This window comes from Lacisediminihabitans sp. (assembly GCF_043726815.1).
In the GTDB taxonomy this organism is placed as follows: domain Bacteria; phylum Actinomycetota; class Actinomycetes; order Actinomycetales; family Microbacteriaceae; genus Lacisediminihabitans.
On the sequence record NZ_JAYSJZ010000050.1, the window covers coordinates 43,134 to 66,675 of the forward strand.

Sequence of the window (23,542 nt, forward strand, 5' to 3'; positions counted from 1 at the left end):
CGAAGGAGCCCGTGAGAAGACCTCGACGCGCTGCGGACTACCCGCGCGGCCAGACGGGGAGCACCGTGCGCTTCCAGGTGGAGTTCACGACGACGGCGCACGAGCCGTACCAGGCGAACGCGGTGGTGAGGAAGCCGATCCAGCCGCCGAGCCGGCTGACTCCCACCGCGCCGGAGAACTCGCCGATAGTGAGGGCCAGGAACGTGAGCGAGAGCGCCACGAACACCGCGAGGATCACCCGGTTGGTCTTCAGGGCGGCGACGGTCATCAGCACGGTGAAGATCGTCCAGGCCAGCAGGAAGCTGCCGACGCCGGCGGCACCGGCCTCCTTCGCGGCGGCCGGGTTGGTCTCCAGCCACCAGAAGGCGAGCCAGAAGGCGCCGTAGGAGGTGAAGGCGGTCGCGCCGAAGGTGTTTCCGCTCGCGAACTCCCACATCCCGGCGGCGAGTTGGGCGATTCCCCCGTAGAACAGGGCGATCCCGAGCACGGCGGCCCCGGCGGTGGGCACGATGCCGGAGTTGGCGAGGCTGAGCACGAAAGTGGTGAGGGCGAACGCACCGAGGCCCAGGGCCCCCGGATCGGCGAACGATGGACGGGCGTGGACGGTGTGGTCGGTGACGGCGATCTCAGTGGTGGCGCTCATGCGAATGACACTCCTGCTCTTCGTCTCCGGCAGCGTTGCCGAAGAACACCCGTGCCACCCTACGCCCCCGTTCGGGGGTCATCGCTCGGGCGCAAGGCGATGTTCACCCGCTGGATCTTGTCGCGCACGGGCCATGGTGCTTGGCTTGGAGCATGGCCGCCATACCGGATCATCGGGTGATCGTGTTCCTCCAGGAGAACAAGACCACCGACTTCTACTTCCCGACACTCGCCGACTGGGGGGCGGATGTCGCGAACGGCGGCCACCTGTTGAGCGCGGCGCCGAACTTCGACCAGCCGCACGATCGCAACGCGTGGGTGCACTACGCGATGGGCGACTACCCGGCCCTGGCGGCCCAGGTCGACAACGACACCGTGATCCCGTTCTACAGCTGGCTGGCCAAGCAGTTCACCTTCTCGGATCACCACTTCGGGTCCGGGTCCAACTCCACCCCCGGACACATGCTCGCCGTGGGCGGCCAGATGCCGACCCTCAAGAACCCCCCGTTCATCGGCCCGCATCCGGTCTGGGACATCCCGTCGATCTTCACCGTCGCCGAGGCCGGCCATGTGAGCTGGGCGGCGTTCCCCGACCAGGGCGGCTACCCCACCAAGTTCTACAAGAGCCTCTCGACCGGCCCGGGATCGGCCACCGTGTACCCGCCGAAGGACTTCATTCCGATGGCGAAGGCGGGAGAACTGCCGCGGGTCTGCTACGTCTGGAGCCCCGCCGGCTATGACGAGCATCCGCCGCACGTGAGCGACCCCAGCTACGCCACCCGGGGCCAGGACCTCGTCTGGCAGCGCGTGCAGGCCGTGATCGACGGGGGCGGCTGGCAGAACACGACGTTCATCATCACCTGGGACGACTGGGGAGGCTACGCCGACTCCGTGCCGACGCCGGCGATCGAGACGGTGCCGGATGCGCTGCACCCGGGTGGGTTCGCGGTGATCGGCGGGTCGCGCATCCCGCTGATCATGTTCGGGGGAATGGTCGAGCAGGGCATCGACCCGGAGTGGCACTCCCACGCGTCGATTCCGAAGACCATCGTCGACCTGCTCGGGCTGCCGCCGTTCGGGGTGCCCCGGGTGGACCACGCCCCGTCGCTCGCCCACCGGGTGCGGCCGACACTATCGCGGCCGCTGCCGCCCGAGTTCGGAACCACGATCGTGCAGCCGACGCCGCCGGTGCCCTCGCCGGCGAAGGTCGCCCCCGCCCCCTGGCCGGAGCCGCTCGGCGCCACCCTGCATGCGCTCGTCACCCTCGACGGCTCGACCCTCCCGGCGCCGCGGGACGGCATCGTGCATCCGAATCCGCCCAGGGCGCCGAAGCCGGCCTGATCGCTCGGCGGAACGCCGCGCTGCGGACCTGGATCACGAGCGCCGCCCTCCTCTGGCCAGTGCGATGTCGACAGCGAACCCGTCGAGCAGGCGCTGCAGGCCGAAATCGAACAGCGAATCGAGGTCGACCTGGTGATCGATGGCGTCGAGCCGTTCGAATACGGGCAGCTCCGTGGTCGAGAGCACGGACTGCACCGCTGGTTCCTGCGCATCCATCCATTGCCGCGCATCCTGGCCGCTGTCGGCGATCGCGTCTGCCTCGAGTTCGAGGTTCAGCGCCGTTCCCCGCACGTAGTTGACGAGCGCCAGGTGCAGGCCGAGGGCGCGCCGCGGAGTGAGCCCGGCCTCGACGAGGGCCTCGAGCACAAACTCCAGGTACGTCATTCCGCTAGCGATCGGTTGCGGCCGGGTGACCGAGAGCACGGGCGCCAGCCACATGTGCTGGTGAAACGTAGCCCAGAGCGTGCCGGCCGCCAACTCGAGTCTGGCGCGCCAGCCGGTCGGAGGCGGCTCCGGCGGCATTCGCTCGCGCAGCACCGCGTCCATCATTCGAACCAGCAGGTCGTCCTTGTCGGCGACATGCCGGTACAGCGACATCGTGCCGACTCCGAGCTGGGCGGCGACCCTCCGCATCGAGACGCCGGCCAGTCCCTCCGCGTCGGCGATCGCGATCGCGGCAGCGACGATCACCTCCGTCGTTGGGGTTGCCGTGGCGTGCCGTGCAGGCGCGGCAGCCGATGCCCGTCGTGTCGCGGCGGAACCCTCCTCGCCTCGGTTCGGCCCGGGACCGACCACGGTACCGATGCCCGGCACGGAGTGGACGAGGCCCGCCTGCCGCAGAGTGCTGAGGGCCTTGGTTGCGGTGGCCATCGCCACGCCCCACTCCCTCACCATGTCGCGGGTTGATGGCACCCGCATGCCCGGGCCGAGGCCGCCCGACTCGATTTGCGCGCGAAGTTCGGCGGCGATCTGCGCGGAGCGCGGGACTGCGGTCATGAGTCCTCCTCTGTACTAGTGCACCCTGGTCAACGGCTCGGTGTGGCCTGATCGAGAGTGCCGACTCGGTCCGACCGGCACCCACGCACTAGTGCACAGAACCACGCGGCGCATTTCTATTGCACTATGCACGCGTACAGCGTACATTCACGCTCATGAAGAACACCAGCATCCTGATCTCCGGGGCGGGCATCGCCGGCCCGGCACTCGCCTTTCTGCTACGGCAGCGCGGATTCACTCCGACCGTGGTCGAGCGTGCGCCCGAGCCGCGCCCCGGCGGCCAGGCGGTGGACCTGCGCGGCGCCGGTCGCACCGTCATCGAGATGATGGGCCTGATGGATCGTGTGAAAGCGGTCTCGCTCGACCAGCGCGGCATCGCCTTCGTCGGTTCGAGGGGAAAGGTCGACGCCTGGGTGCCCAAGGGGCTCTTCGGCGGTGAAGGATTCGTGTCGGAAATCGAGGTGTTGCGGGGCGACCTGGGCCGGCTTCTCTACGACGCAACGATGCCCGAGGTCGAGTACCTCTTCGACGACACCATCACGGGCATCGCCGAGGATGCCGAGGGCGTGCAGGTCAGCTTCGAGACGGCGGCCGCACGCCGCTTCGACCTGGTGGTCGGCGCCGATGGGCTGCACTCACGGGTGCGAGCGCTTGCCTTCGGTGAGGAGTCGGAGTTCGTTCGCCCGCTGAATTGCTACACCGCCTGGTTCACCGCCTCTGCCGACTTCGCCCTCGACGGCTGGTACCTCATGCACAACGCTCCCGGCGGGCTGGTGGCCTCGGTGCGACCGGGGCGCGTCGCCGGCGAGGCCAAGGCGGGCTTCAGCTTTCGGTCGGCACCGCTCGAGTTCGACCGCCGGGATATCGCGGCTCAGAAAGACATCGTCGCCAGCCGGTTCGAGCGGGACGGCTGGCTGACGCCCGCGCTACTCGGGACTCTCCGAGACTCCACCGATTTCTCCTTCGACTCACTCGGGCAGGTACATCTCGACCACTGGTCGCGAGGGCGGATCGTTCTCCTCGGTGACGCCGGATATTGCCCGACGCCTCTGACCGGGTTGGGCACAAGCCTGGCGCTGGTCGGTGCCTGGGTGCTTGCCGGCGAACTCGCCCAGGCAGACGGCGATCACTCGGTGGCGTTCCGCCGCTACGACGAGGTCATGCGGCCGTATGTGACCCAGGGGCAGGAACTTGCGCCGGGGGGAGTGGCGAGCTTCGCGCCGATCAGCGCGCTCGCCATCGCGCTGCGGAACGCGTCGATGCGCTGGATGGGCCGCTGGCCGATGCGGCCGATGATGGCGAAGCAGTTTGCCAAGGCGGGGGGAATCGCCCTCCCCACCTACCCGGTGCCTGTCTCCTAGCGGCTGGCGCAGGCGCATCCGATCACAGGCGCGAAGACCACCCTCGCCCGCCGCGACACACCCACCCCGTGGCTGCCGGCTCCGTGGCGATCGCGGCGCAGAATGGGAGCACACCACCGGGGAGGACGGCGCGCCAGGCAATGAGAGCACGTGCGGTGGTAGCGGCGGTCTTCGCCTCGGGATGCATCCTCTTCGCCGGGTGGGAATCCGGCGCGTGGCACGACGCGGCCCTCCACCCGGCAGCGGCGGCCACCCCGACGCCGACCGTCGCGATCCGCTCGGCGTCGCCGACTCCCACGAAGAGCATCCCCGCCCCGGTCGAGGCGACTCCCACACCGAGCCCCACGCCGACGGCGACCGTCACGGCGGCCCCCACGGTCGCGCCGAAACCCGTTCCGGCACCGCCGGTGGCCGCCCCACCCCCGCCGGCACCGCCCGTCGCGGTCGCCGGTACCTTCCAGGGCTCCCTGGCCCAGACGCCGTACGGCACGGTGCGGGTCGCGGTGACGATCGCGGGAGGGCGAATCACCGACGTGCAGGCGCTCAAGCTCACCGACGCGGGCTCGACCTCGGTGCAGATCAGTCAGTACGCGGCACCGATTCTGCGATCCGAGGTGCTCGCATCCCAGTCGGCGCGCGTGGCGGGAGTCAGCGGCGCCACCTACACGTCAGTCGGCTACCTCTCCTCGCTGCAGGCCGTCCTCACGAGCGCGCACTTCGGGTAGCCGGCACGATCAGAGGCGGGCGAGTCTGGCCCGCGCAAAGCAGTACAGGCCGTAGGCGATGAGCCCGGCGCCCACCACCCAGAGGATGACCGGGCCGTATGGCAGTGCGACGAGCGCCTTGAGCGCCCCGTCCAGGCCTGTCGCCTTGCTGGGATCGATCGTGACGGCCGCGGTGACGAAGACCGCGCCGGTCACCACAAGAGCGATGCCCTTGGCGATATAGCCCACCACGCCGAGGACCACGACCACCCGACCCACGGTCGGCGGCACGGTGATGTCGTCGGTGAACTTTTTCCTGGCCCCCTTGAGCACGAAGTACAGCCCGATGCCGGCGATGCCGAGCCCGAGCACGACCAGAATGACGACGCCACCCGGGGTCGCGAGGAGCCCGCTGGCGAAGCCGCTCGTGCTCTGGGCGGCATTCGTGGAGCCGCCGTTGGCGAAGGTGAGCGCCGTCGCGGCGATCGCGAGATAGGCGACGCCCTTTCCCCACTCGGCGGCACGGTGCGCCCACCGGCTCTTCGTGTCAGAGCCCCTGGCGAGCAGCCCCACCACAAGCTGCCAGACGCCGAGGGCGGCGAGGCCGACAACGACGACCCACAACAGGATGCGGCCGCCGGGTGTCGCGGCGAGCTGGCCGAGCGCCCCGGACTGGTCGGCCTCGCCGCCCCCGGCACCGGTCGCGACGCTGATCGCGATCGCCCCGATGAGGATGTGCAGGAGCCCGTTGACGGCGTAGCCCAGACGGGCGAGCACCTGGAACACCCGATTGTTCTTCGCCCCTCGTGCCGCGGAGGTAGCCACCCGATTCGCCATGGCCCCAGCCTAGTCATCCGGGGGATTGCCACCCTATACAGACGCAACACTCAGGAAGCTTTCCTAGCCTCGAGATGATGACCTTACAGACGACGAGCGAACGAAAGCCCACTGCGACCCCCGCGAAAAGCGCGGGATCGAGCGGCCGCCTCACCGCTCTCGACGGTCTCCGCGGTGTTGCCGCCATGGTGGTGGTGCTCTATCACCTGTACCTCGTGGCGGAGCCTGTGCTGCTGAAGGCGGGCGGATCGGGGGTGGGAAGCGCCATCTGGTGGATCTCGCAGACGCCGCTCAAGCTGCTCAGCGCCGGTTCGGAGGCCGTGCTCGTCTTCTTCGTGCTGAGCGGCCTCGTCGTGGCGCTGCCGGCCCTCGGCTCGAAGGGCTTCACCTGGGCCGGATTCCTCAGCGGACGCCTCGTGCGCCTCTACATCCCGGTCTGGGTCTCCATCGCCATCGGCACGGTGCTGGTCTGGATGATCCCCCGAGACCAGGCAGCGGTCACCGCGGGAACGTGGATGGACAACTCCCAGGCGACCTCGATCAGTTGGGGCACCCTGCTCGACGAGGCGAGCCTCACCCGCGCCTCGTACGACGTGAACAACGTGCTGTGGTCCCTCCGCTGGGAGCTGGTGTTCTCGGTGTTGCTGCCCCTCTTCGTGGCCCTCGCCATCGTGGTGCGCCGACACTGGGCCATCGCGATCGCTTTCGCGTTCGTGATCAGTACCGTCGGCGTGGTCGCGGGCATCGACGCCTTTCAGTACCTGCCGGTCTTCTTCATCGGCACGATCATGGCGGTGCGACTGGATGCCATCCGGGAGTGGACCAAGCGCCGCCTGCTGCGGCCCCACTCCGGCCGGTGGGGGGCGGCACTCGTCGTCGGCTCGCTGCTGCTGCTCGTCGGGCACTCGCTTCTTCGGCCCGTCGTTGCAAGCGGTTCGGTCGCCGACACGCTGCTCAGCCAGCTCTCGGTGCTCGGCGCGGGAGGATTCGTGCTCGCCGCCATCGGGGTGCGTCCGGTGCGCTCGGCGCTCGAATCCCGCCCCATCCAGTGGCTCGGCCGGGTCTCGTTCAGCCTCTACCTCGTGCACATGCCGATCCTCGCCACTCTCACCTTCCTGCTCGGCGACGAGCGCTGGTGGCTCGTGGCCCTGCTCACCGTGCCGGCGGCGCTGCTCACGGCGTGGGGATTCCACTGGGTGGTCGAGCGTCCATCCCATCGGCTGGCCCGGCGCATCACCCGGGCGGTGAGCACGGGAGTGGAGAATCACCGCGCGCGCTCGTCGAACGCGGCCTGACGCTCGCCCGTTCAGTCCTTCGCGAGTCCCTTCGGGAATCGCTTCCACGCCTTGTGGAACTGCGCCTCGGCCGCCGCGGCGCGCTGCTCCTCGATGGCGTGCAGGCGCCCGTAACTGAACCCGTTCTCCCCCTGAAGATAGGCCTGGGTGCTCAGGCGCAGGAGGGTATCCCGCGCCACGACGCTGTCCTGGTGCTCACCCAGTATCGTCTGCAGGTTCTCCGCGGCGGCGGCGAGCCGATCGGCCGCCCTGCGTCGCACCGGTCGCGCGAGCTCCGCCGCGTAGCGCAGGCGCTTGGCCGCCTTGCGCACGTCGTGCAGGGCGAGCGCGTGGCCCCGGGCATCCTTCACGGTGTGTTCCGCGCGCACGGCGCGACGGAGCCGCCGTGACTCGCGCTCGATCAGGCGCGGGATCACGCGTTCCGCGGATCTCCCGGCAAGGTCGGTGAGCGGTGGGGACGCGAGGAGGCCGTCCAGCGCGTCGAGCAGATCGAAGTAGCGCGTCGAGTCCAGTGCCTCGAGACCGCCGTTCCTCGCGGTCGCGAAGTCCCCGCCGAGCTGGGCGTCGATCCGGCCCCTCACCGGTCCGAGGACTAGTGCGGGAGCTTCGTCCCCCACCAGGGTGTCCAGTCGGGCGTTGATCACCTGGATGTCGCGGGAGGTTCCCAGCGCCGCCCCGAGCCACTGCAGCTCGGCCCGGAGCCGCGCCGCGACGTCCGGGTCAAGGAGCAGGCGATAGGTCGCGAGCGCGGAGCGCAGCCGGCGAATGGCGATCCGCACATCGTGCACGGCATCCGTCTGGTCCACCGCGCCGGGGCCGCCCTCGCGCACGAGCGGATCCTGGGCCACGAGGGCGTGGACGTGCTCGTCCAGGTAACTGAGCAGCACGTGGGCGGCGGTCTTGCGGTTGGTCGTCCACTGCGGCACCGCCCGCTGCGGGGGCAGCCGGTCGCCGAGGGAGCGGGCAAGCTTGGACGCCGACGGGGAGCGGCGGATGCCGGCCGCGGCGAACAGCGACTCCGCGGCGTCGAGCACCGTCGCGCCTCCGTCCACGAGTTCCACCTCCCACTCCCGCCAGCTCTCGGCGGCGGTGGTCGGGACGAGCCGCTCGGCGGTGACGTGGTCGTCGCAGAACACCGCGAGAACCTGGTCGCCGTCCCCGCGCAGCCCCCGCACGATGCGGCGGGTGCTCAGTCGCACGACGGGGGCGAGCGCACGCCCCCGAAGGTGAACCCGCACCCGCCGGAGCAGGACCTCCGGAACTCGGTGACGGTCGACGCCGAGTGGTTCGTGCAGCTCCCGGCGCGTGTCGCTCGACTGCGGGAGCTTGAGGTGCCAGCCGGCGTCATCGCCGCCGGTGCGCCTGCGCAGCGTGATGTGGTTCGCGGCGAGGGCGAGGTCGTCGGTGTCGAAGTACACGGCCTCGAGGGCGTGCTCCACGGGCTGGTCGACGCGTCGAACGCCGGAAAGGGTGTGCAGGTCGGGAAGCGGGGTGGCCTCCGTCACGTCGTACTTCCGTTCGATCTCGAGTGCGTCGCGGGAAGCCATAGCTGATTTTAGGCGGCAAAGGTGCTCAGGGGCCGAAAGGCCCGGGCGGGATCGCCGCAGCGGATGCGAGAATCCGAGGGAGGGAGAGGGAGCAATGAAGACACGCAACTGGAGTGACCTGAGCCAAGGGCAGCAGAGGGCGGTGGTGGTGGCGGCCGTGGCGGAACTCGTTCTCGCCGTCGCGGCCTGGACGGATCTGGCCCGGCGGCCGGCCAAACTGGTCAACGGCCGCAAGGGTGTCTGGGCGGCCATCATCGCGGTGAACTTCTTCGGGCCGATCGCCTATTTCGTGCGAGGTCGTCGACGCTGATCCCCGGTTCGCGCAAAGGTTGCGCTGCCGCAATCATTCGGGGATAGTGGGGCGGGTGAACGAACCCGCCGACGAGGCCGACCCTGCACTCGAAGAGATCGACGCCGTGCTCGCCTCCGCAAATGTCCTGTTGCGGGTGGCGGCCCAGTCGGTGCTCGACGTCGAGGAGATCGTGACGACGCCCCAGTTGCGGGTGCTCATCCTCATCGCGGCGAACGGCCCGCAGAATCTGGGCGGCGTTGCCGTCGAGCTCGGGGTGCATCCGTCCAACGCCACGCGCACCTGTGATCGCCTGGTCCAGGCCGGCCTGATCGCCCGGACGGAGCATCGGGCGGACCGTCGATACCTGCACCTCGCCCTGACCGACCGGGGGCGAGACCTGGTGTCTCACGTGCTCGAACGCCGACGTCGAGCGATCGCGGAGATCCTGTCCAGGATGCCGGCGGACCAACGCGCGGCGACTGCGCGGGCGCTCTCCGAGTTCGCCACGGCGGCGGGGGGAGAGGGCACGCGCGACGGTCGGTTCGCGCTGAGCCTGCCGAAATGACCGAGCAACCCGGTGGCGCTCGCGAGCACGACGACCTCGGGGAGGTCTGCTGGCTCGAGCGGGTCTGCACGGAGTGCGGCGCTCTCGTCGAGGGTCCCCTGCCGAGGTCGTGCTGGCGCTGCGGCGCTACTGTGGCACCGACCTGACCCCGTGTTCGGCCTCGGTGTAGTGCCCGTGGTGTGAGCCGGGGGCGATGCCGCGAGGGTTGGCCTTGCCGCGGATGTACCGGCCCTCTTCCGGCGGCTCCGGATGCGGGTTGGCGTCGGTGCGGGTGTATGCCCCACGGATCGAACGCGGCGCGGGCCCCTCCGGGTCCGCCTCGGTGTACCGTCCCTCGTATTCCTCGGTCGTCCCCTTCGGCCTCTCTGTGTTCGTCATCGTTCTTCCTTCGATTGGCGCAATCGAAAGCGGTTGCGTTAACGCAATCATTGCACTACCGCGCGTATCCGTCCAGAGGCGAGGCCGCTATTTCGCGACGGACAGGTCCCGCCTGCGCTGCTTCCGCACGGTCACCACGAGCAGCACCAGGGAGCACGCCTGCAGCGCGATCACGACGAGGATGAGCACTCCGAGCCGCCCGTACAGGGCGCCGGAGAGCACCCCGCCCACGAGCGCGCCGGCGCCCTCGAAGGCGGCGAAGATGCCGTAGGCCGTCGCCCGGCGCGCAGAGGGCACGAGATCGGCGACCATCGCCTTCACCGTCGACTCCTGGATGCCGGAGGCCGCCCCCCAGGCCACCACGCCCACGATCACGGCGCCGATCTGGTTCGACAGGGCCAGCCCGGGCACGAGGGCGATCAGAAATGGAAGGGCGAGAAGAACGTTCGTTCCCTTCTTGTCGTAGATGTAGCCGCTCGCGAGTGCCGCGACCGCCCCGGCCGCCATCGCCGCCGCGTAGACGAGGGGCACAGCGGACAGGGGAACCAGCCCCACCTTCGTCAGGTGGAAGGAGATCACGCCGTAGGTGACGAGGCCGGCGTTGGCGGCGAACGCGGCCGCGGCAAACGGGTAGAAGGTCGGCGGAAGGCGTGGTGGGGGATCGCTCCCGTCGGCCGCGGCATCCGCGGCCCTGTCGAGTTTGGTGTCGTACACGCTCACGTCGGGCACCCGCATCCGGATCACCGCGAGCAGTGCGAGCGCGATGGCCCCCGGCACCGCGAGCACGGCGAAGGCGGGCCAGAGCACGGTGGTCAGGGCGATCACGCCGGCGACGAGGAGGGGGCCGAGCAGAGAGCCCGTCTGGTCGAGGGCCTTGTGCACCGCGAAGCCTCTGCCACGCCCCACCGAACCCGCGGCCGATGCGAGGAGCACGGTCTTCGCCGGACTGCGCACCGCCTTTCCGGTGCGGTCGCCGATGATCAGGATGCTCGCTACGGCGAGCCCGGCGCCCCCGACGAACGGCGCGAGGGCCAGCAGGGGGATGCAGATCACCGTGAGCGCGTAGCCGACGACGGTGAACGTCCAGTAGCGGCGGGTGCGGTCGGCCCAGGGGCCGGTGGCGAGGCGCAGCCCAAGTCCGATGGCCTCGCCGACGCCCGTGACGAGCCCGACGACCAGCGCGGACGCGCCGAGTTGGCCGAGAAGCGGCCCGGCGAGCGAGCTTCCCCCGTCGGAGACGATGTCGACGGCGAGGCTGAGGAAGCCGAATCCGGTGACGACGCGCCAGGCCGACCACCGAGGAGGAGAACCGGACATCACCGCACCCCCAGCCACCGAGAGCCACCATTATGGCAGCCCGCAGCGGGGCGTGGGCGAACCGGGTCAGCCGGTCAGGGCCGCCCAGGCGAGCAGGTGCTCGACGGTCACCCCGGCGTACCCCGGCGATGCCCCGAAGGCATCCCGAACGGCCGCGGTGTCGGTCTCGAGCGTCGCGGCGCCCTCGTCGCATCGCGTCGAAGTCGGCCGCGGCGCGGCTGCGCAGGGCCTTTAGCCCCACCAGGACGCGACCCGGGGGAACAGACTCGTACCGAGGCAACCGAGAGAGGTGTTCGATGTCTGCGCTGGTGGTTTTCGACTCGAACTACGGCAACACGGAGCGGGTCGCCGAGGCGATCGCGGCGGGGATCGGCGGCGCGACCGCGGTGTCCGTGGCCCGGCTCGATCCGGCGAGCCTGGCGGCCGATCTCCTCGTGGTGGGCAGCCCGATCAACGGATGGCGCCCCACCGCGGCCATGCAGAAGTTCCTCGCGGGACTCGGCGCCGGACAGCTCGTGGGCACGCACGCCGCGGCCTTCGACACGCGAGTGCGGCTCTTCATCCACGGGGATGCCGCGGCCAGGATCTCCCAATCGCTCGAGGACGCGGGAGCCACGATCGTGGCGAAACCTCGCGGCTTCACCGTGAAGGGCACCGAGGGCCCCCTGCTCGACGGTGAACTCGAGGCAGCTACCGCCTGGGGGCGGTCCATCGCGGCCGAGGTGGCCCGCACCGCCTAGCGGCGCCGACCACGAGCCCGCACCCGACTCGAGGCGTCAGATCCGCTCGGCGAGCAGCCGCTCCATGACGTCGAAGAAGGCGTTGTAGCCCACGATCGTCTGGGCGTACTGCTCCTCGGTGAGATTGCCCCCGTTCTGCGTCATCGTCATCTCGGTGCCGCCGTCGACCTCGACCAGCGTGACCGTGACGGGTTCGCGGGCCGGGTTCGAGGGGTTGTCGGTCATCGTGAAGGCCAGGCGGCTGGGCGGCTCGACCTCGACATACTCGCCGATCCAGTTGATCGAGTTGCCGTCCGGCAGGTTCATGGTCGCCTTCCACTCACCGCCCACTTCCACGTTCAGCGCGACCGAATCGAGGGGGATCTCGACGGCGTCGGTACCGAACCACACCGCGAAGTGCTCGGGGGTCGTCCACATCGAGTAGACGAGGTCACGCGGGGCGGCGAACGTGCGGGTGATGGTGATTCCGTCGGTCATGAGTGTTCTCCTGCGAGTGGGGTGCCCGGGGTGGGCTCTGAACCGGGCTGGTCGGACTGGAGTCGCCCAAGGTAGGCGCCCATGGTGTCGAAGTTGTCTGACCAGAACTGGGCGTAGTCGCTGATCCAGCCCGATGCGGCCGCCAGGGGGCGCGCGTCGAGTTGCGCCGGCCGGTACTGCGCGTCGCGGCCTCGGCTGACGAGCCCCGCCTTCTCGAGCACGCGAAGGTGCTTCGAGACGGCAGCGAGGGTCATGGAGAACGGCTCGGCGAGCTGCCCGACCGTCACTTCGCCGAGGGAGAGACGGGAGAGCATCGCACGGCGGGTGGGGTCGGCGAGTGCGGCGAAGGTGCGGCTCAGCTGGTCGGTGGGCACGTCTTGCTCCTTTCGTAATCAACTAATTGGTATAATACCGAATGGTTGAATAAAGCACAAGCGGCCTTCGTCCGGGTGGCGCTGAGCGTTCGATCGAGCCGTATTCCCGGGCGAATTCGCGCCATCCGAGCGCGCAGTTGACTAACTTCACTTCTTTGTTCTATTCTTTGTTTAGTTCTGAACAAAGAGGTTCTCTTGGCAAATCGCCCGCAAGCCCGCACTGACGTCAACCGGTCAGCCATTCTCGCTCGACTCGGTGCCCACGGACCCGCCTCCCGCGCCGACCTGGCTCGGGCGCTCAACGTCTCTCCCGCTCTGATGACGCAGCTCACCAAGGACCTGCTGTCCGAGGGGCTGCTCAGGGAGCTCGAGCACTCGCCATCCCAGGGCGGTCGCCCGGCACGGATGCTCGGCCTGATGTCGACCGCGGGCCGTGCGATCGGCGTGAAGGTCGTCGCCGATCACGTGGCCTTCGTCGATGTCGGCATCGACGGGACCGTCGTGCGATCGGCGAGCGAGCCCTTCGACGCGTCGGCCTCGACGTTCCTCGCCGACCTCACCGGACTGCTGCGGCGATTCGTCGCCGGCGGGGGTTCGGCGCCGCTCCTGGGAGTCGGCGTCGGGGTGCCAGGCAGCGTCGACCGCCAGGCCAACGGACTCGTCGACTCGACCCAGATGGGCTGGCGGCAGGTGCCGCTCGGATCCACCCTGCAGCGCGAGCTCAACCTCCCGGTGATCGTGGAGAACAACGTGAACGCGCTCGCCATCGCCGAGCGCCTGTACGGGGTCGGTCGGCTGCACGAGAACTTTCTCGTCGTGACCATCGGAACCGGAATCGGCGCCGGAATCATGGTGGATGGCGTGGTGCTGCGCGGTTCGGGGGGCGGCGCCGGCGAGATCGGCCACGTTCCCGTCGAGATCGACGGTCCGCTCTGCACCTGCGGCAACCACGGCTGCCTCGAGTCGATAATCGGCGAGTCGGCGCTCGTGCGGCTGGCCCGCGAGCGGGGAGTCATCGGCGAGCAGAGCGGCATCGCGGCGCTGCGCGGAGCGGCGGACTCCGGCAACCCCGAGGCCACCCGCATCTTCAGCGAGGCGGGCCACGTTCTCGGCCGCACGCTGGCCGGCATCGTGCACACCCTCGATCCCGAGATCGTGATCGTGCTCGGCGAGGGCACGGCGGCCTGGAGCCATTGGTCGTTCGGGTTCGAGCCCGCCTTCCGCTCGTCCCTGATCCCGAGCCGACGCGGAGTCGCCGTGGCCGTGGAGACCTGGCAGGACGAGAGCTGGGCGCAGGGAGCGGCCGCACTCGTGCTCGCCACCCCGTTCGACGCGGAGGACATGGCCGGCGACCAGGGCCGCCTCGTGCGGGAGCGCCTCGTCGAGCAGGCCTTCCCGCAGGCGGGAGCCGGCGCATGAGCGTGTCGGTGGCCCAGACCGCGCTCCTGGACAAGGAGCCGCAGTTTCGGCACACCATCCCGACGCGCGACGGACGCACGGCCCGCAACCGGGCGCGGTACACGTTCACGGTGCTCGCGTTCCTTCTGCCGAGCGCGATACCCCTGCTGCTCTTCGTCCTCGGCCCGATGGTCGCGGCGGCGTGGGTGAGCCTGCACAAGTGGAACCTGCTCGCACCGATGCAGTGGGTGGGCCTCGGCAACTATGCCAAGCTCCTCACCGACCCGATCACCGGCGACGTGTTCCTGCACACCATCTACTACATCGCCGGCTATCTTCCCCTGGTCTACTTCGGTGGGCTGGCCCTGGCCCTAGCCCTGAACGCCGCGCTCAAGGGGCGGTCGTTCCTTCGGGGGATCTACTTCCTTCCCGTCGTCACGAGCTGGATCGTCGTTGCCCTCGTCTGGCGATGGCTGCTCAGCCCGACAACGGGAATCGTCAACACCGTGCTGGCCGCGGTCGGCATCCACGGTCCCGGCTGGTGGACAGACCCGCACTGGGCGATGCCGGCGATCATCGTGGCGTCGTCGTGGAAGGACCTCGGATTCGTGATGGTCATCCTTCTCGCCGGGCTGCAGGCGATCCCCACCGAGCTGTACGACGCGTCCAAGGTCGACGGCGCGGGCTGGTGGCGGCGGCTCTTCAGCGTCACGCTCCCGCTGCTCTCGCCATCCACATTCTTCGTGATCGTGATCTCCCTGATCAACGGTTTCCAGGTCTTCGACCAGGTGTACGCCATGACCGGGGGAGGGCCGAACGGGGCGAGCGAGGTCGTCGTGCAGCAGATCTACGACCTCACCTTCCGCTACGGACGGGCCGGCGAGGCGTCCGCACTGTCTTGGATGCTGTTCGCCGTGGTGCTCGCCGTCACCGTGATCCAAATCCGCGGCCAGAGGAGGTGGGTGACCTATGGCTGAAGCGCTTCTCACCAGGACCGCCCCGGCGCGCCGATCTGTCGGCCGGGCACCACGAAGCCGGGAGGCCAGGCTGCATCTGGCGGGGGTGATCGTGCTCCACGTCGTGATCATCATCGGCGCCATCGCGATGTTCTTCCCCTTCCTCTGGACGATCATCACCTCGATCACTCCCGGCGCGAGTCTCACCACCACGCCGGCGCTCATACCGAAGAATCCCTCCCTCGGCGCGTACGAAAGGCTCTTCGTCGAGCGGCCGTTTGGGCAGGTGATCCTCAACAGCCTCCTGCTCGCCTTCATCACCACGGCGGTGCAACTGGTCACGAGCTCCACCGCCGCCTATGCGTTCAGCCGACTGCCCTTCCGGGGTCAGAACGTGGTGTTCGGCGTGTACCTCGCGACGATGATGATCCCGCTTCAGGTGCTCATCGTGCCGCTCTTCGTCGAGCTGAAGGCGTTCGGGCTGCTCGACACCTACCTCGGGGCGTTGCTGCCGACCTTCGCGACCGCGTTCGGCATCTTCCTGCTCAGACAGGCCATCAACCAGGTCCCGCGGGAACTGGATGAGGCGGCGACGATCGATGGCGCTGGGCACTTCCGCATCTTCACGGGCATCATTCTGCCGAACATCCGCCCGGCCCTCGCCACCCTCGTCGTCTTCGCCTTCATGGGCAGCTGGAACAGCTTTCTCTGGCCGCTCGTGGTGTTGCGCTCGCCGGAACTCCAGACCCTGCCGATCGCGCTGGCCGGGCTCCAGGGCCAGTACACCTCGCAGTGGGACGTGATCATGGCCGGTTCGGTCGTGAGTGTGCTCCCGATGCTCGCGCTCTACGTGTTCGCCCAGAAGTACGTGATTCAGGGCGTCGCGAGTTCCGGGCTCAAATGACCTTCGATACCCGCACACACCACCCGCACCATCACATCAAAGGAGATAGCAGCACATGAATCGAAAGCTAATGGTCGCACTCGGCCTCGCGGGGGCCTTCGCCCTCGCCGTGACCGGCTGCGCATCCGCCACGCCCAAGTCGAACGGCCCAGTCACGATCACCTATTCCAACTTCATTTCCAATGGCGGAAACGAAAAGAACCTGGACAAGATCGTTGCCGCGTTCGAGAAGAAGAACCCGAACATCACCGTGACGGTGAAGACCCTGCCGTACGACTCATATGGAACCGCGCTGCAGACCGACCTCGCCGCCGGCACCCCGGCCGATGTCTTCGACATCAACGGGCCGTCGAGCTACGGACCGTTGCAGGCCAACGGTGTCCTGGCGGAGCTGAAGGACGTCCCCGCGGCGAAGTTCAACAAGGCCCTGCTCGACAGCTACGCCACCGCTGGCAAGCAGTACGCGCTGCCCACCTCCTTCTCGGATGTGGTGCTCTATTACAACAAGGACCTCTTCGACAAGGCGGGCGTGAAGTACCCGACGAGCAGTTGGACCTGGAAGGACGAGACGGCCGCCGCCCAGAAGCTCACCAACAAGGCGGCAGGCGTGTGGGGTGACCACCAGCCGGTCACCTACAACGAGTACTACAAGGCGCTCGTGCAGAACGGGGCCAGCTTCCTGAGCAAGAACGGCAAGAAGGCAGCGTTCAGCACGCCGGCCGGCATCGAGGCGGCCAAGTGGCTCGTCGACAAGAGCGGCACGACGATGCCGACGATCGCCGACGGGCAGGGCACGGCCGACTTCGACACCAACCTGTTCAAGGCGGGCAAGCTCGCGATGCTGCACACCGGAATCTGGGTGTTCGGTTCCTTCGCGGACACCCCGGCCAACTGGGACATCGCCGTCGAGCCGGGCAACACCACCACGGCGAGCGCGGTCTTCTCGAACGGCATCGGCGTCTCGGCGACCAGCAAGCACCCGGTCGAGGCCCAGAAGTGGGCCGAGTTCATGTCCTCCTCGGATGAGGAGGTCAGCGTTCGGCTGGACGCCGGGTGGGAGCTTCCCACCATCTCCGACACCGCGAAGCTCGACTCGTACCTGACCAAGGGCAAGCCGGCCAACCGCCAGGCGGTGTTCGACGCCGCGAAGAAGATCGCTCCCGCCCCCTCGATCGGTGACAACCAGTCGGCGATGCAGGACGCGATCACCGGCGAACTCGTGGAGGCTCAGGCCGGCCGCGAGACCGTGGAACAGGCGCTCACCAACGCCGAGAAGAAGATCAACGCCCTTCTCGCCGGCTGAGCCGCCGACCCCGTCGGCCGGGCACAGCCGCACGGTCCCGGGGCCCACTCGGCCCCGGGACCTTCATCGCCGTCGCGCGGGAACCGCGCACCAACAACCAGGGAGACACCAGCATGATCGAGGCGCAACACGGCGTCCAGTTCGGGAGCGACACGGACGGACGCGACCCCCTCGCCCGGCTCGCCGAGTCGAGCGTCGAACTGATCCTGGGCCTGCAGGACGCGACCGGGGCCTACCCGGCGAGTCCCACCTTCTCGGCCTACCGCGGCTACTGCTGGTTTCGGGACGGGGCGTTCATCGCGGACGCGATGTCGGCGGCGGGCGCGAGCGAGTCGGCGGAGCGGTTCTTCGACTGGTGCTCCCGGATCCTGGTGGCTCGCGAGCCGGCCATCGTGAACATCGTCTCGAGAGCGCTGGCCGGAGACCCCGTGCCGGACGCGCAGATGCTCCCCACTCGCTTCACCTTCGCCGGCGAGGACGGCGATGACCAGTGGTGGGACTTCCAGCTCGACGGATTCGGCACCTGGCTCTGGGCCGTGGCCGAGCACTCGCGTCGCCACGGCACGAGCCTCACCCGGTGGACCAGAGCCATCGAGTTGAGCGTGGACTATCTCACCTCGTCCTGGCAGCGGCCGTGTTTCGACTGGTGGGAGGAGAACGCCTCCGAGGTGCACGTGTCGACCCTCGCCTGCGTCGCCGCCGGCCTCAGCGCGGTGGCCGACGCGGGCGCCATCGACGGCTCTCGCCTCGAGCGGGCGCTCGCCGCCAGCGAGTCGATCAGAGGCACCATCGTCGAGCGCGGTCTCGTGCACGGCTACCTTGCCAAGTGGCTCGGTTCGACCGAGGTGGATGCGAGCGCGCTCGCGGCGGTCGCTCCCCTCGGCCTCTTCCCGGCATCCGGGGAGATCGGCTCGCGCACCCTGCTGGCGATCGACGGCTCGCTGAACGTCGGCGGCGGCGTGCACCGCTACCTGGACGACACCTTCTTCGGCGGGGGGCAGTGGCCCTTGCTCAGCTGCCTCCTCGGACTCGGTTACGCCGCGGCGGGCGACCGCCGACGCGCCGTCGAACTGCTGGCCTGGGCGGCCGGGACCGCCAACGGGGAGGGGGCCCTGCCCGAACAGGTGGGGGATCACCTGCTCGATCCCTCCCGCTACCAGGAGTGGGAGGATCGCTGGGGCCCGGTGGCGAGACCACTGCTCTGGAGCCATGCCATGTTCGTGCGGCTCGCCGTCGAGGTCAGCGTAGTGGAGGTGGCAGCCGCATGATCCGTCATCGACCTTTCGGCTCCGGACATCCGTATTCCGTCGACACGGAACAGCGCTGGCCCATCGATCCCGTCGCCGGCGAGCCCGTCGTTCTGGGGGTGCGCACCTCGTCGGAGGTCACTGCCGCCGCCGCCGAGGTCGTTCGGGATGGCGGCGAGCCGCGCAGTCTCGACCTCGAGGCCACCGCCCGCACGTCGCGGGGACAGTCGACCGACGGGGGCCACCTCGCCTCCGCGCAGGCGAGGCTCGCCCGCACCTCCGGTGGCTGGCAACTCAGGCTCGACGGGCTTCGCCCCGGCGAGCACTACCGCTACCGCTTCGTCGCCTCCGGCGCGCGTCGGCAGTCCACCCGGTGGTTCGACTTCCGAGTCGCGGGCTGGCGCCCGGCGCCAGGCGCGGTTCGCACCGTCGGGCCGGAGCGGGTCATTCCGGGCAGCGAGGCGGTGCTCGACGACGGCGTCCGCACCCGCCGAGTGCGCTTCGCCCTTCCGATTGCGGATGCGGAACACGTCACCGGACTCGGCGAACGCTTCGACGCGCTCGACCACCGAGGCACGAGCCTCGACTCCGTCGTCTTCGAGCAGTACAAGAGCCAGGGCGCCGAACGCAAGACGTACCTGCCCATGCCGTTCGCCCACATCGTGGGTGCCGAGGGGTGGGGCTTCCACGTGCGCACCTCTCGCCGGGTGTGGTTCGACTTCGCCGAGCAGGAGGCCGGACGCATCTGGGTCGAGGCCGAGGTGGACGGCGCAAGCGGGGATGTCTCGGTGCTGGACCTCGCGGTCTACGAGGGCACGCCGACCTCGGTGCTCGACCAGTTTCTCGCTGAGGCAGGTCGCCCGACCGAGCTGCCGTCCTGGATCTTCCGGCTCTGGGCGAGCGCGAACGAGTGGAACACCCAGCGCGAGGTCATGCGGCAGATGGACCTCCATCGTGAGCACGACATCCCGGTCGGGTCGGTCGTCATCGAGGCGTGGAGCGACGAGAGTACCTTTACGGCGTGGCGGGACTCCCGGTATGCGGTGACCAAGGACGGCGCTCCGCACAGACTGGCGGACTTCGACTTTCCCCCGGACGGCGCCTGGCCGGACCCGAAGGGCATGGTGGACGAGCTGCACGCGCGCGAGATCAGGCTCCACCTCTGGCAGATCCCGCTCGTGAAGATGCGGCCGCATCCGAAGGGCCAGGCCGCTGCGGATGCCGCCGCCGCGATTCGCGAGGGCGTGCTCGTGCAGGAGGAGGCCCTTGACGGGTCGCTCCGGCCCTACCGCAACCGGGGCTGGTGGTTTCCGCTGGGCCTGATGCCGGACCTGACAGACGATCGAGCGGCGAAGTGGTGGACCGAGAAGCGCCGCTACCTCGTGGATGAGATCGGGGTCGACGGATTCAAGACCGACGGGGGTGAGCACGCCTGGGGGCGCGACCTGAGGTACCTCGACGGCAGACACGGCGACGAGGGGAATGCCCTCTTCCCCGTTCACTACGCGAAGGCGTTCGGCGACCTGCTCGAGTCGGCAGGCAAGGCGCCCGTCACCTTCAGCCGCGCCGGGTTCACCGGCAGCCAGGCCCACGGCACGTACTGGGCCGGAGACGAGAACTCCACCTGGGAGGCGTTCCGGTGGTCCCTGTTCGCCGGGCTCTCCGCGGCCTCGAGCGGCATCGTCTACTGGGGCTGGGACCTCGGCGGATTCTCCGGCGAGGTGCCGGACGGCGAGCTGTACCTCCGCTCCGCCGCCGCGGCCGCCTTCGTGCCGATCATGCAGTACCACGCCGAGTTCAACCACCACCGGCTGCCGAGCGGCGACCGCACTCCGTGGAACATCGCGGAGCGCAACGACGACGACCGGGTACTACCCACCTTCCGGCGCTTCGCGAAACTGCGCGAGCGCCTGGTCCCCTACCTCGCGGACCAGGCGCGCGCGACCATCGAGACGTCCGCCCCGCTCATGCGGCCGCTCTATTTCGACGCACCGCACGACGAGAACGTCTGGCGGCATCCGCTGCAGTGGATGCTCGGCGACGACCTCCTGGTCTGCCCGGTCACCGAGGCGGGCGCCACCGAGTGGGCGACCTACCTTCCGGCCGGCGAATGGGTGGACGCGTGGTCTGGCGACGCCGTGGAGGGGGGCCGCGTGGTGAAACGACCCGCGCCCATCGACGAGATTCCGATCTACGTTCGCGCCGCGGCCTGGCCCCGCGTGGCGGCGGTGTTCGGGGACTGACCGGTCCGTTCGCGCGAATGTGCGAGCGCCGGTCGACACGGAGGCCCGAGACGGGAGACTATGGAACCCCGCCGATCCCGAGGAGTGCCGTGTCCGATTCGCCCCGCCCGCCGGTCGAAGAACTCGCGGAGGAGGTCTGCTGGGACCTCCTGGGCGATGCCTCCGTCGGCCGACTCGCCGTGTCCACCGACGACGGGGTGGACATCTTCCCCGTCAACTTCCTGGCCAAGGATCGCGTGATCTTCTTTCGAAGCGCACCCGGTTCGAAGCTCATGGACCTCACGAGGCATCCCCGGGTCGCCTTCCAGGTGGAGGGCACCCACCGCCGTGCCCGCTGGAGCGTGGTGGTGAAGGGACGGGCCGAGCGGATGGCGCTGGACGCGGAGATCGAGGCCTCGGGCGTTCTCGGCCTGCACTCGCTGAGCCCCACCGAGAAGTGGAACTACGTGCGGATCCTGCCGGACGTGGTCACCGGGCGCCGGTTCGTCGGACCACGCCGCTCGGTGAAGGAGATGGCGAAGGCGCTCTACGGCGGTTGAGACCGGGCGTTCGCACCGCCGACACACAGGCTCATTTAGCTCCAGGCCAACAAAAAGTACATGGACGTGAACGATTGCCACGCGCATGCTTGCCAGCATGAAGTCAACGAGAGTCGTGATCGCCGGTCTGGGCGTCGTCGTGCTCTGGGCGAGCGCGTTTCCCGCCATCAGCGTGGCCGCTCCCGGCCTCGGCGTCATCGGCCTCTCGTTCGTGCGGCTGATCGTCGCGGCCGTCTCGCTGCTGGTCGTCGCGCCCTTCCTGAAGGTGCGGATGCCCGCCCGCCGCGACCTCCTGCTCGTGCTGGCCTGCGCGTTCTTCGGGATGACCGCCTACCAGCTGCTGCTCAACACCGGCGAGCTGTTCGTGCCGGCCGGCACGTCGAGCATCATCGTGGCGGCGGCCCCGCTCGTGTCGGTGGGCATCGCGACCGTCGCCTTCAAGGAGAGGCTGAGTGTCGTTCGCGTGATCGGGAGCGTCCTGGCGATCGCCGGTGTGCTCGTGGTCTGCCTCGCTCGCGCCGGGCTCAGCCTCAGTGCCGCCGTGTGGATCGTCGTGGCGGCGATGATCGTGCAGGGGGTGTACCACCCGCTGTCCCGCTCGCTGCTTCGCCGGTACAGCGCCGTCGAGGTGGCGACCTACGCGATGATCGCCGGCACGATCATGACCATCCCGTTCGTGCCGTTCGGCTGGCAGCAGATCGTCTCCGCCGACCCCGGGGCCTGGCTGGCGGCCGTCTATCTCGGCCTGCTGCCCTCGGCGGTCGGGTTCGTCCTCTGGGGCTACGCGGTCGCGCGGCTCCCGGTGGTGACATCCACGTCGTTGCTGTACCTGGTTCCCGCCGTCGCCGTGCTCATCTCCTTCCTCTGGCTCGGCGAGGTCCCGCTCGTGACGGAGCTCGTCGGGGGAGCCGTGGTCATTCTCGGGGTCGTCGGCATCAGCCAGGGCGACCGCATCGTCGGTCGTTTGCGCCGCGGGCGACGCGCCGCCGAGCCGCAGGCGCCGGCGCGCGCGTAGGCGGATCCTCGCGGTCGGACCGGCGCTACGCTGGGGGGACCATCTGCATCGGTGGCGGGAACGGCCCCGTCGCCGTCTTCGAAAGGGCCCGAAGGGCGGACATGAAGGATCGCATCACCCTCCGATTCCTCGCGTCCCCCGGCGACGCCGATGGTGCGATCGTGCAGGCCGGCAGCGTGCTCGAGTGGATCGACAAGGCGGGCTACGCCTGTGCGGTCGGCTGGGCGGGGGCGTCCTGCGTCACCGCGTACGTGGGCAACGTCAACTTCGGCCGTCCGATCCACCCGGGCGAACTGGTGGAGGCCACGGCCCGGGTGATCCACACCGGGCGCACGAGCATCCACGTGCAGGTCACCATCTCGTCCGCGGACACCAGGGACGGCGAGTTCAGCCTGGGCACCAACTGCATCCTCGTGTTTGTGGCCGTCGACGCCGCCGGGCGCCCGCAGCGGGTTCCGGAGTGGGTGCCGCGCGGTCTCGACGACCTGGAGATCGCCGCCGGCGCCGAGGGCCGCATCGTGGCCCGCGCGCGGATCCACTACGAGATGCGCCGCCAGAGCTACACGAGCGAGGGCACGGCGCCCAGGGTCACCTTCCGCTTCCTGGCCGCGCCCTCCGTGGTCAACTTCGGCGGCAACGCGCACGGCGGAACGGTCATGCGCTGGATCGACGAGGCGGCCCGCACCTGCGCGACCGGGTGGAGCAAGAGGGCGTCGATCGCCGTGTACTCGGGCGGGATCCACTTCTACCGGCCGATCCACATCGGCGAGATCGTGGAGGTGGAGGCGCGGCTCATCCACACCGGACAGCGAAGCATGCACGTGGCGATCCACGTGCGATCCGGCGATCCCATCGATCCGGTGATGGAGATGACCACGCAGTGCATGAGCATCCTGGTGTCGACGGGCGACGACGGTCGCGCGGTGGCGGTGCCGACCCTGGTGCCGCGATCCGAGGAAGACCGCGCCCTCGACGCACATGCGATCGACCTCATCGCGATGCGCGCGGAACTCACCGCCCTGCCCGTCGACGGGGCGCATCGCAGCTAGTCCGACTGCGCAGCCCCCGCGC

24 protein-coding genes are annotated in these 23,542 nt (G+C 69.3%); 16 read left to right on the forward strand and 8 right to left on the reverse strand.

The features are described 5' to 3' along the window. Window positions 1-37: 37 nt before the first annotated feature. Complete coding sequence (locus ACHZD8_RS05945) at window positions 38-643, reverse strand: acetate uptake transporter (protein WP_394769241.1); 606 nt, start codon at window positions 641-643, stop codon at window positions 38-40. 152 nt (window positions 644-795) lie between these two features. Between ACHZD8_RS05945 and ACHZD8_RS05950 the strand changes: the two genes are divergently transcribed. After that, the gene (locus ACHZD8_RS05950) at window positions 796-1,983 is read left to right on the forward strand and encodes an alkaline phosphatase family protein (protein WP_394769242.1); all 1,188 of its coding nucleotides are present in this window, start codon (window positions 796-798) and stop codon (window positions 1,981-1,983) included. Window positions 1,984-2,016: 33 nt separating this feature from the next. On the opposite strand, the gene ACHZD8_RS05955 is transcribed toward ACHZD8_RS05950, so the two are convergent. Further along, window positions 2,017-2,979, reverse strand: a complete 963-nt coding sequence (locus tag ACHZD8_RS05955; protein ID WP_394769243.1) for a TetR/AcrR family transcriptional regulator C-terminal domain-containing protein — start codon at window positions 2,977-2,979, stop codon at window positions 2,017-2,019. A 155-nt stretch (window positions 2,980-3,134) separates the two neighbouring features. Here ACHZD8_RS05955 and ACHZD8_RS05960 point away from each other — a divergent pair, with 155 nt between their 5' ends. Beyond that, window positions 3,135-4,340 (forward strand): FAD-dependent monooxygenase, encoded by a 1,206-nt coding sequence (locus ACHZD8_RS05960; RefSeq protein WP_394769244.1) that lies wholly within the window; start codon window positions 3,135-3,137, stop codon window positions 4,338-4,340. A gap of 140 nt (window positions 4,341-4,480) precedes the next feature. Beyond that, window positions 4,481-5,065 carry an FMN-binding protein gene (locus ACHZD8_RS05965; protein ID WP_394769245.1) on the forward strand — a complete coding sequence of 195 codons (585 nt, stop codon included), beginning with the start codon at window positions 4,481-4,483 and terminating at the stop codon, window positions 5,063-5,065. A 9-nt stretch (window positions 5,066-5,074) separates the two neighbouring features. On the opposite strand, the gene ACHZD8_RS05970 is transcribed toward ACHZD8_RS05965, so the two are convergent. Continuing rightward, on the reverse strand, window positions 5,075-5,881 hold the full coding sequence (locus ACHZD8_RS05970) for a DUF1206 domain-containing protein (RefSeq protein WP_394769246.1): 807 nt from the start codon (window positions 5,879-5,881) through the stop codon (window positions 5,075-5,077). Window positions 5,882-5,955: 74 nt separating this feature from the next. Between ACHZD8_RS05970 and ACHZD8_RS05975 the strand changes: the two genes are divergently transcribed. Then, window positions 5,956-7,176 carry an acyltransferase family protein gene (locus ACHZD8_RS05975; protein ID WP_394769247.1) on the forward strand — a complete coding sequence of 407 codons (1,221 nt, stop codon included), beginning with the start codon at window positions 5,956-5,958 and terminating at the stop codon, window positions 7,174-7,176. An 11-nt stretch (window positions 7,177-7,187) separates the two neighbouring features. On the opposite strand, the gene ACHZD8_RS05980 is transcribed toward ACHZD8_RS05975, so the two are convergent. After that, window positions 7,188-8,723, reverse strand: coding sequence for a CHAD domain-containing protein (locus tag ACHZD8_RS05980; RefSeq protein WP_394769248.1), 1,536 nt, complete (start codon window positions 8,721-8,723; stop codon window positions 7,188-7,190). A 94-nt stretch (window positions 8,724-8,817) separates the two neighbouring features. On the opposite strand from ACHZD8_RS05980, the gene ACHZD8_RS05985 reads away from it, so the two are divergent. Next, complete coding sequence (locus ACHZD8_RS05985; protein WP_394769249.1) at window positions 8,818-9,033, forward strand: PLDc N-terminal domain-containing protein; 216 nt, start codon at window positions 8,818-8,820, stop codon at window positions 9,031-9,033. A 55-nt stretch (window positions 9,034-9,088) separates the two neighbouring features. Beyond that, window positions 9,089-9,580: a MarR family transcriptional regulator gene (locus ACHZD8_RS05990; protein WP_394769250.1), complete on the forward strand. Its 492-nt coding sequence runs from the start codon at window positions 9,089-9,091 to the stop codon at window positions 9,578-9,580. Between the two features lie 126 nt (window positions 9,581-9,706). Here the strand turns inward: ACHZD8_RS05990 and ACHZD8_RS05995 are convergent, their stop codons facing one another. Together ACHZD8_RS05995 and ACHZD8_RS06000 are read right to left on the reverse strand one after the other, a co-directional pair. Further along, complete coding sequence (locus tag ACHZD8_RS05995) at window positions 9,707-9,958, reverse strand: hypothetical protein (protein ID WP_394769251.1); 252 nt, start codon at window positions 9,956-9,958, stop codon at window positions 9,707-9,709. A gap of 87 nt (window positions 9,959-10,045) precedes the next feature. Next, on the reverse strand, window positions 10,046-11,275 hold the full coding sequence (locus ACHZD8_RS06000) for an MFS transporter (RefSeq protein WP_394769252.1): 1,230 nt from the start codon (window positions 11,273-11,275) through the stop codon (window positions 10,046-10,048). Between the two features lie 296 nt (window positions 11,276-11,571). Between ACHZD8_RS06000 and ACHZD8_RS06005 the strand changes: the two genes are divergently transcribed. Then, complete coding sequence (locus ACHZD8_RS06005) at window positions 11,572-12,015, forward strand: flavodoxin family protein (protein WP_394769253.1); 444 nt, start codon at window positions 11,572-11,574, stop codon at window positions 12,013-12,015. Between the two features lie 36 nt (window positions 12,016-12,051). On the opposite strand, the gene ACHZD8_RS06010 is transcribed toward ACHZD8_RS06005, so the two are convergent. After that, window positions 12,052-12,492 (reverse strand): SRPBCC domain-containing protein, encoded by a 441-nt coding sequence (locus tag ACHZD8_RS06010; RefSeq protein WP_394769254.1) that lies wholly within the window; start codon window positions 12,490-12,492, stop codon window positions 12,052-12,054. Next, a complete protein-coding gene (locus ACHZD8_RS06015) occupies window positions 12,489-12,866 on the reverse strand; it encodes an ArsR/SmtB family transcription factor (RefSeq protein ID WP_394769255.1) in 378 nt (125 codons plus the stop codon). Before ACHZD8_RS06015 ends, ACHZD8_RS06010 begins: the two co-directional genes overlap by 4 nt. 195 nt (window positions 12,867-13,061) lie before the next feature. Here ACHZD8_RS06015 and ACHZD8_RS06020 point away from each other — a divergent pair, with 195 nt between their 5' ends. From ACHZD8_RS06020 to ACHZD8_RS06060, 9 genes are all read left to right on the forward strand, one after another. Continuing rightward, on the forward strand, window positions 13,062-14,285 hold the full coding sequence (locus ACHZD8_RS06020) for an ROK family protein (RefSeq protein ID WP_394769256.1): 1,224 nt from the start codon (window positions 13,062-13,064) through the stop codon (window positions 14,283-14,285). Continuing rightward, entirely contained in the window at window positions 14,282-15,241 is a 960-nt protein-coding gene (locus tag ACHZD8_RS06025) for a carbohydrate ABC transporter permease (RefSeq protein ID WP_394769257.1), read from the forward strand. The genes ACHZD8_RS06020 and ACHZD8_RS06025 overlap by 4 nt, the downstream gene beginning before the upstream one ends. Beyond that, complete coding sequence (locus tag ACHZD8_RS06030; RefSeq protein WP_394769258.1) at window positions 15,234-16,124, forward strand: carbohydrate ABC transporter permease; 891 nt, start codon at window positions 15,234-15,236, stop codon at window positions 16,122-16,124. Before ACHZD8_RS06025 ends, ACHZD8_RS06030 begins: the two co-directional genes overlap by 8 nt. Before the next feature lie 55 nt (window positions 16,125-16,179). Further along, entirely contained in the window at window positions 16,180-17,427 is a 1,248-nt protein-coding gene (locus ACHZD8_RS06035) for an ABC transporter substrate-binding protein (protein WP_394769259.1), read from the forward strand. 113 nt (window positions 17,428-17,540) lie between these two features. Further along, complete coding sequence (locus tag ACHZD8_RS06040; protein ID WP_394769260.1) at window positions 17,541-18,695, forward strand: glycoside hydrolase family 15 protein; 1,155 nt, start codon at window positions 17,541-17,543, stop codon at window positions 18,693-18,695. Next, window positions 18,692-20,917, forward strand: coding sequence for a TIM-barrel domain-containing protein (locus ACHZD8_RS06045; RefSeq protein ID WP_394769261.1), 2,226 nt, complete (start codon window positions 18,692-18,694; stop codon window positions 20,915-20,917). The genes ACHZD8_RS06040 and ACHZD8_RS06045 overlap by 4 nt, the downstream gene beginning before the upstream one ends. A gap of 89 nt (window positions 20,918-21,006) precedes the next feature. Continuing rightward, window positions 21,007-21,456 (forward strand): pyridoxamine 5'-phosphate oxidase family protein, encoded by a 450-nt coding sequence (locus ACHZD8_RS06050; protein ID WP_394769262.1) that lies wholly within the window; start codon window positions 21,007-21,009, stop codon window positions 21,454-21,456. A gap of 97 nt (window positions 21,457-21,553) precedes the next feature. Then, window positions 21,554-22,471, forward strand: coding sequence for a DMT family transporter (locus tag ACHZD8_RS06055; protein ID WP_394769263.1), 918 nt, complete (start codon window positions 21,554-21,556; stop codon window positions 22,469-22,471). A gap of 101 nt (window positions 22,472-22,572) precedes the next feature. Next, window positions 22,573-23,520, forward strand: a complete 948-nt coding sequence (locus tag ACHZD8_RS06060) for an acyl-CoA thioesterase (protein WP_394769264.1) — start codon at window positions 22,573-22,575, stop codon at window positions 23,518-23,520. Window positions 23,521-23,542 lie beyond the last annotated feature (22 nt).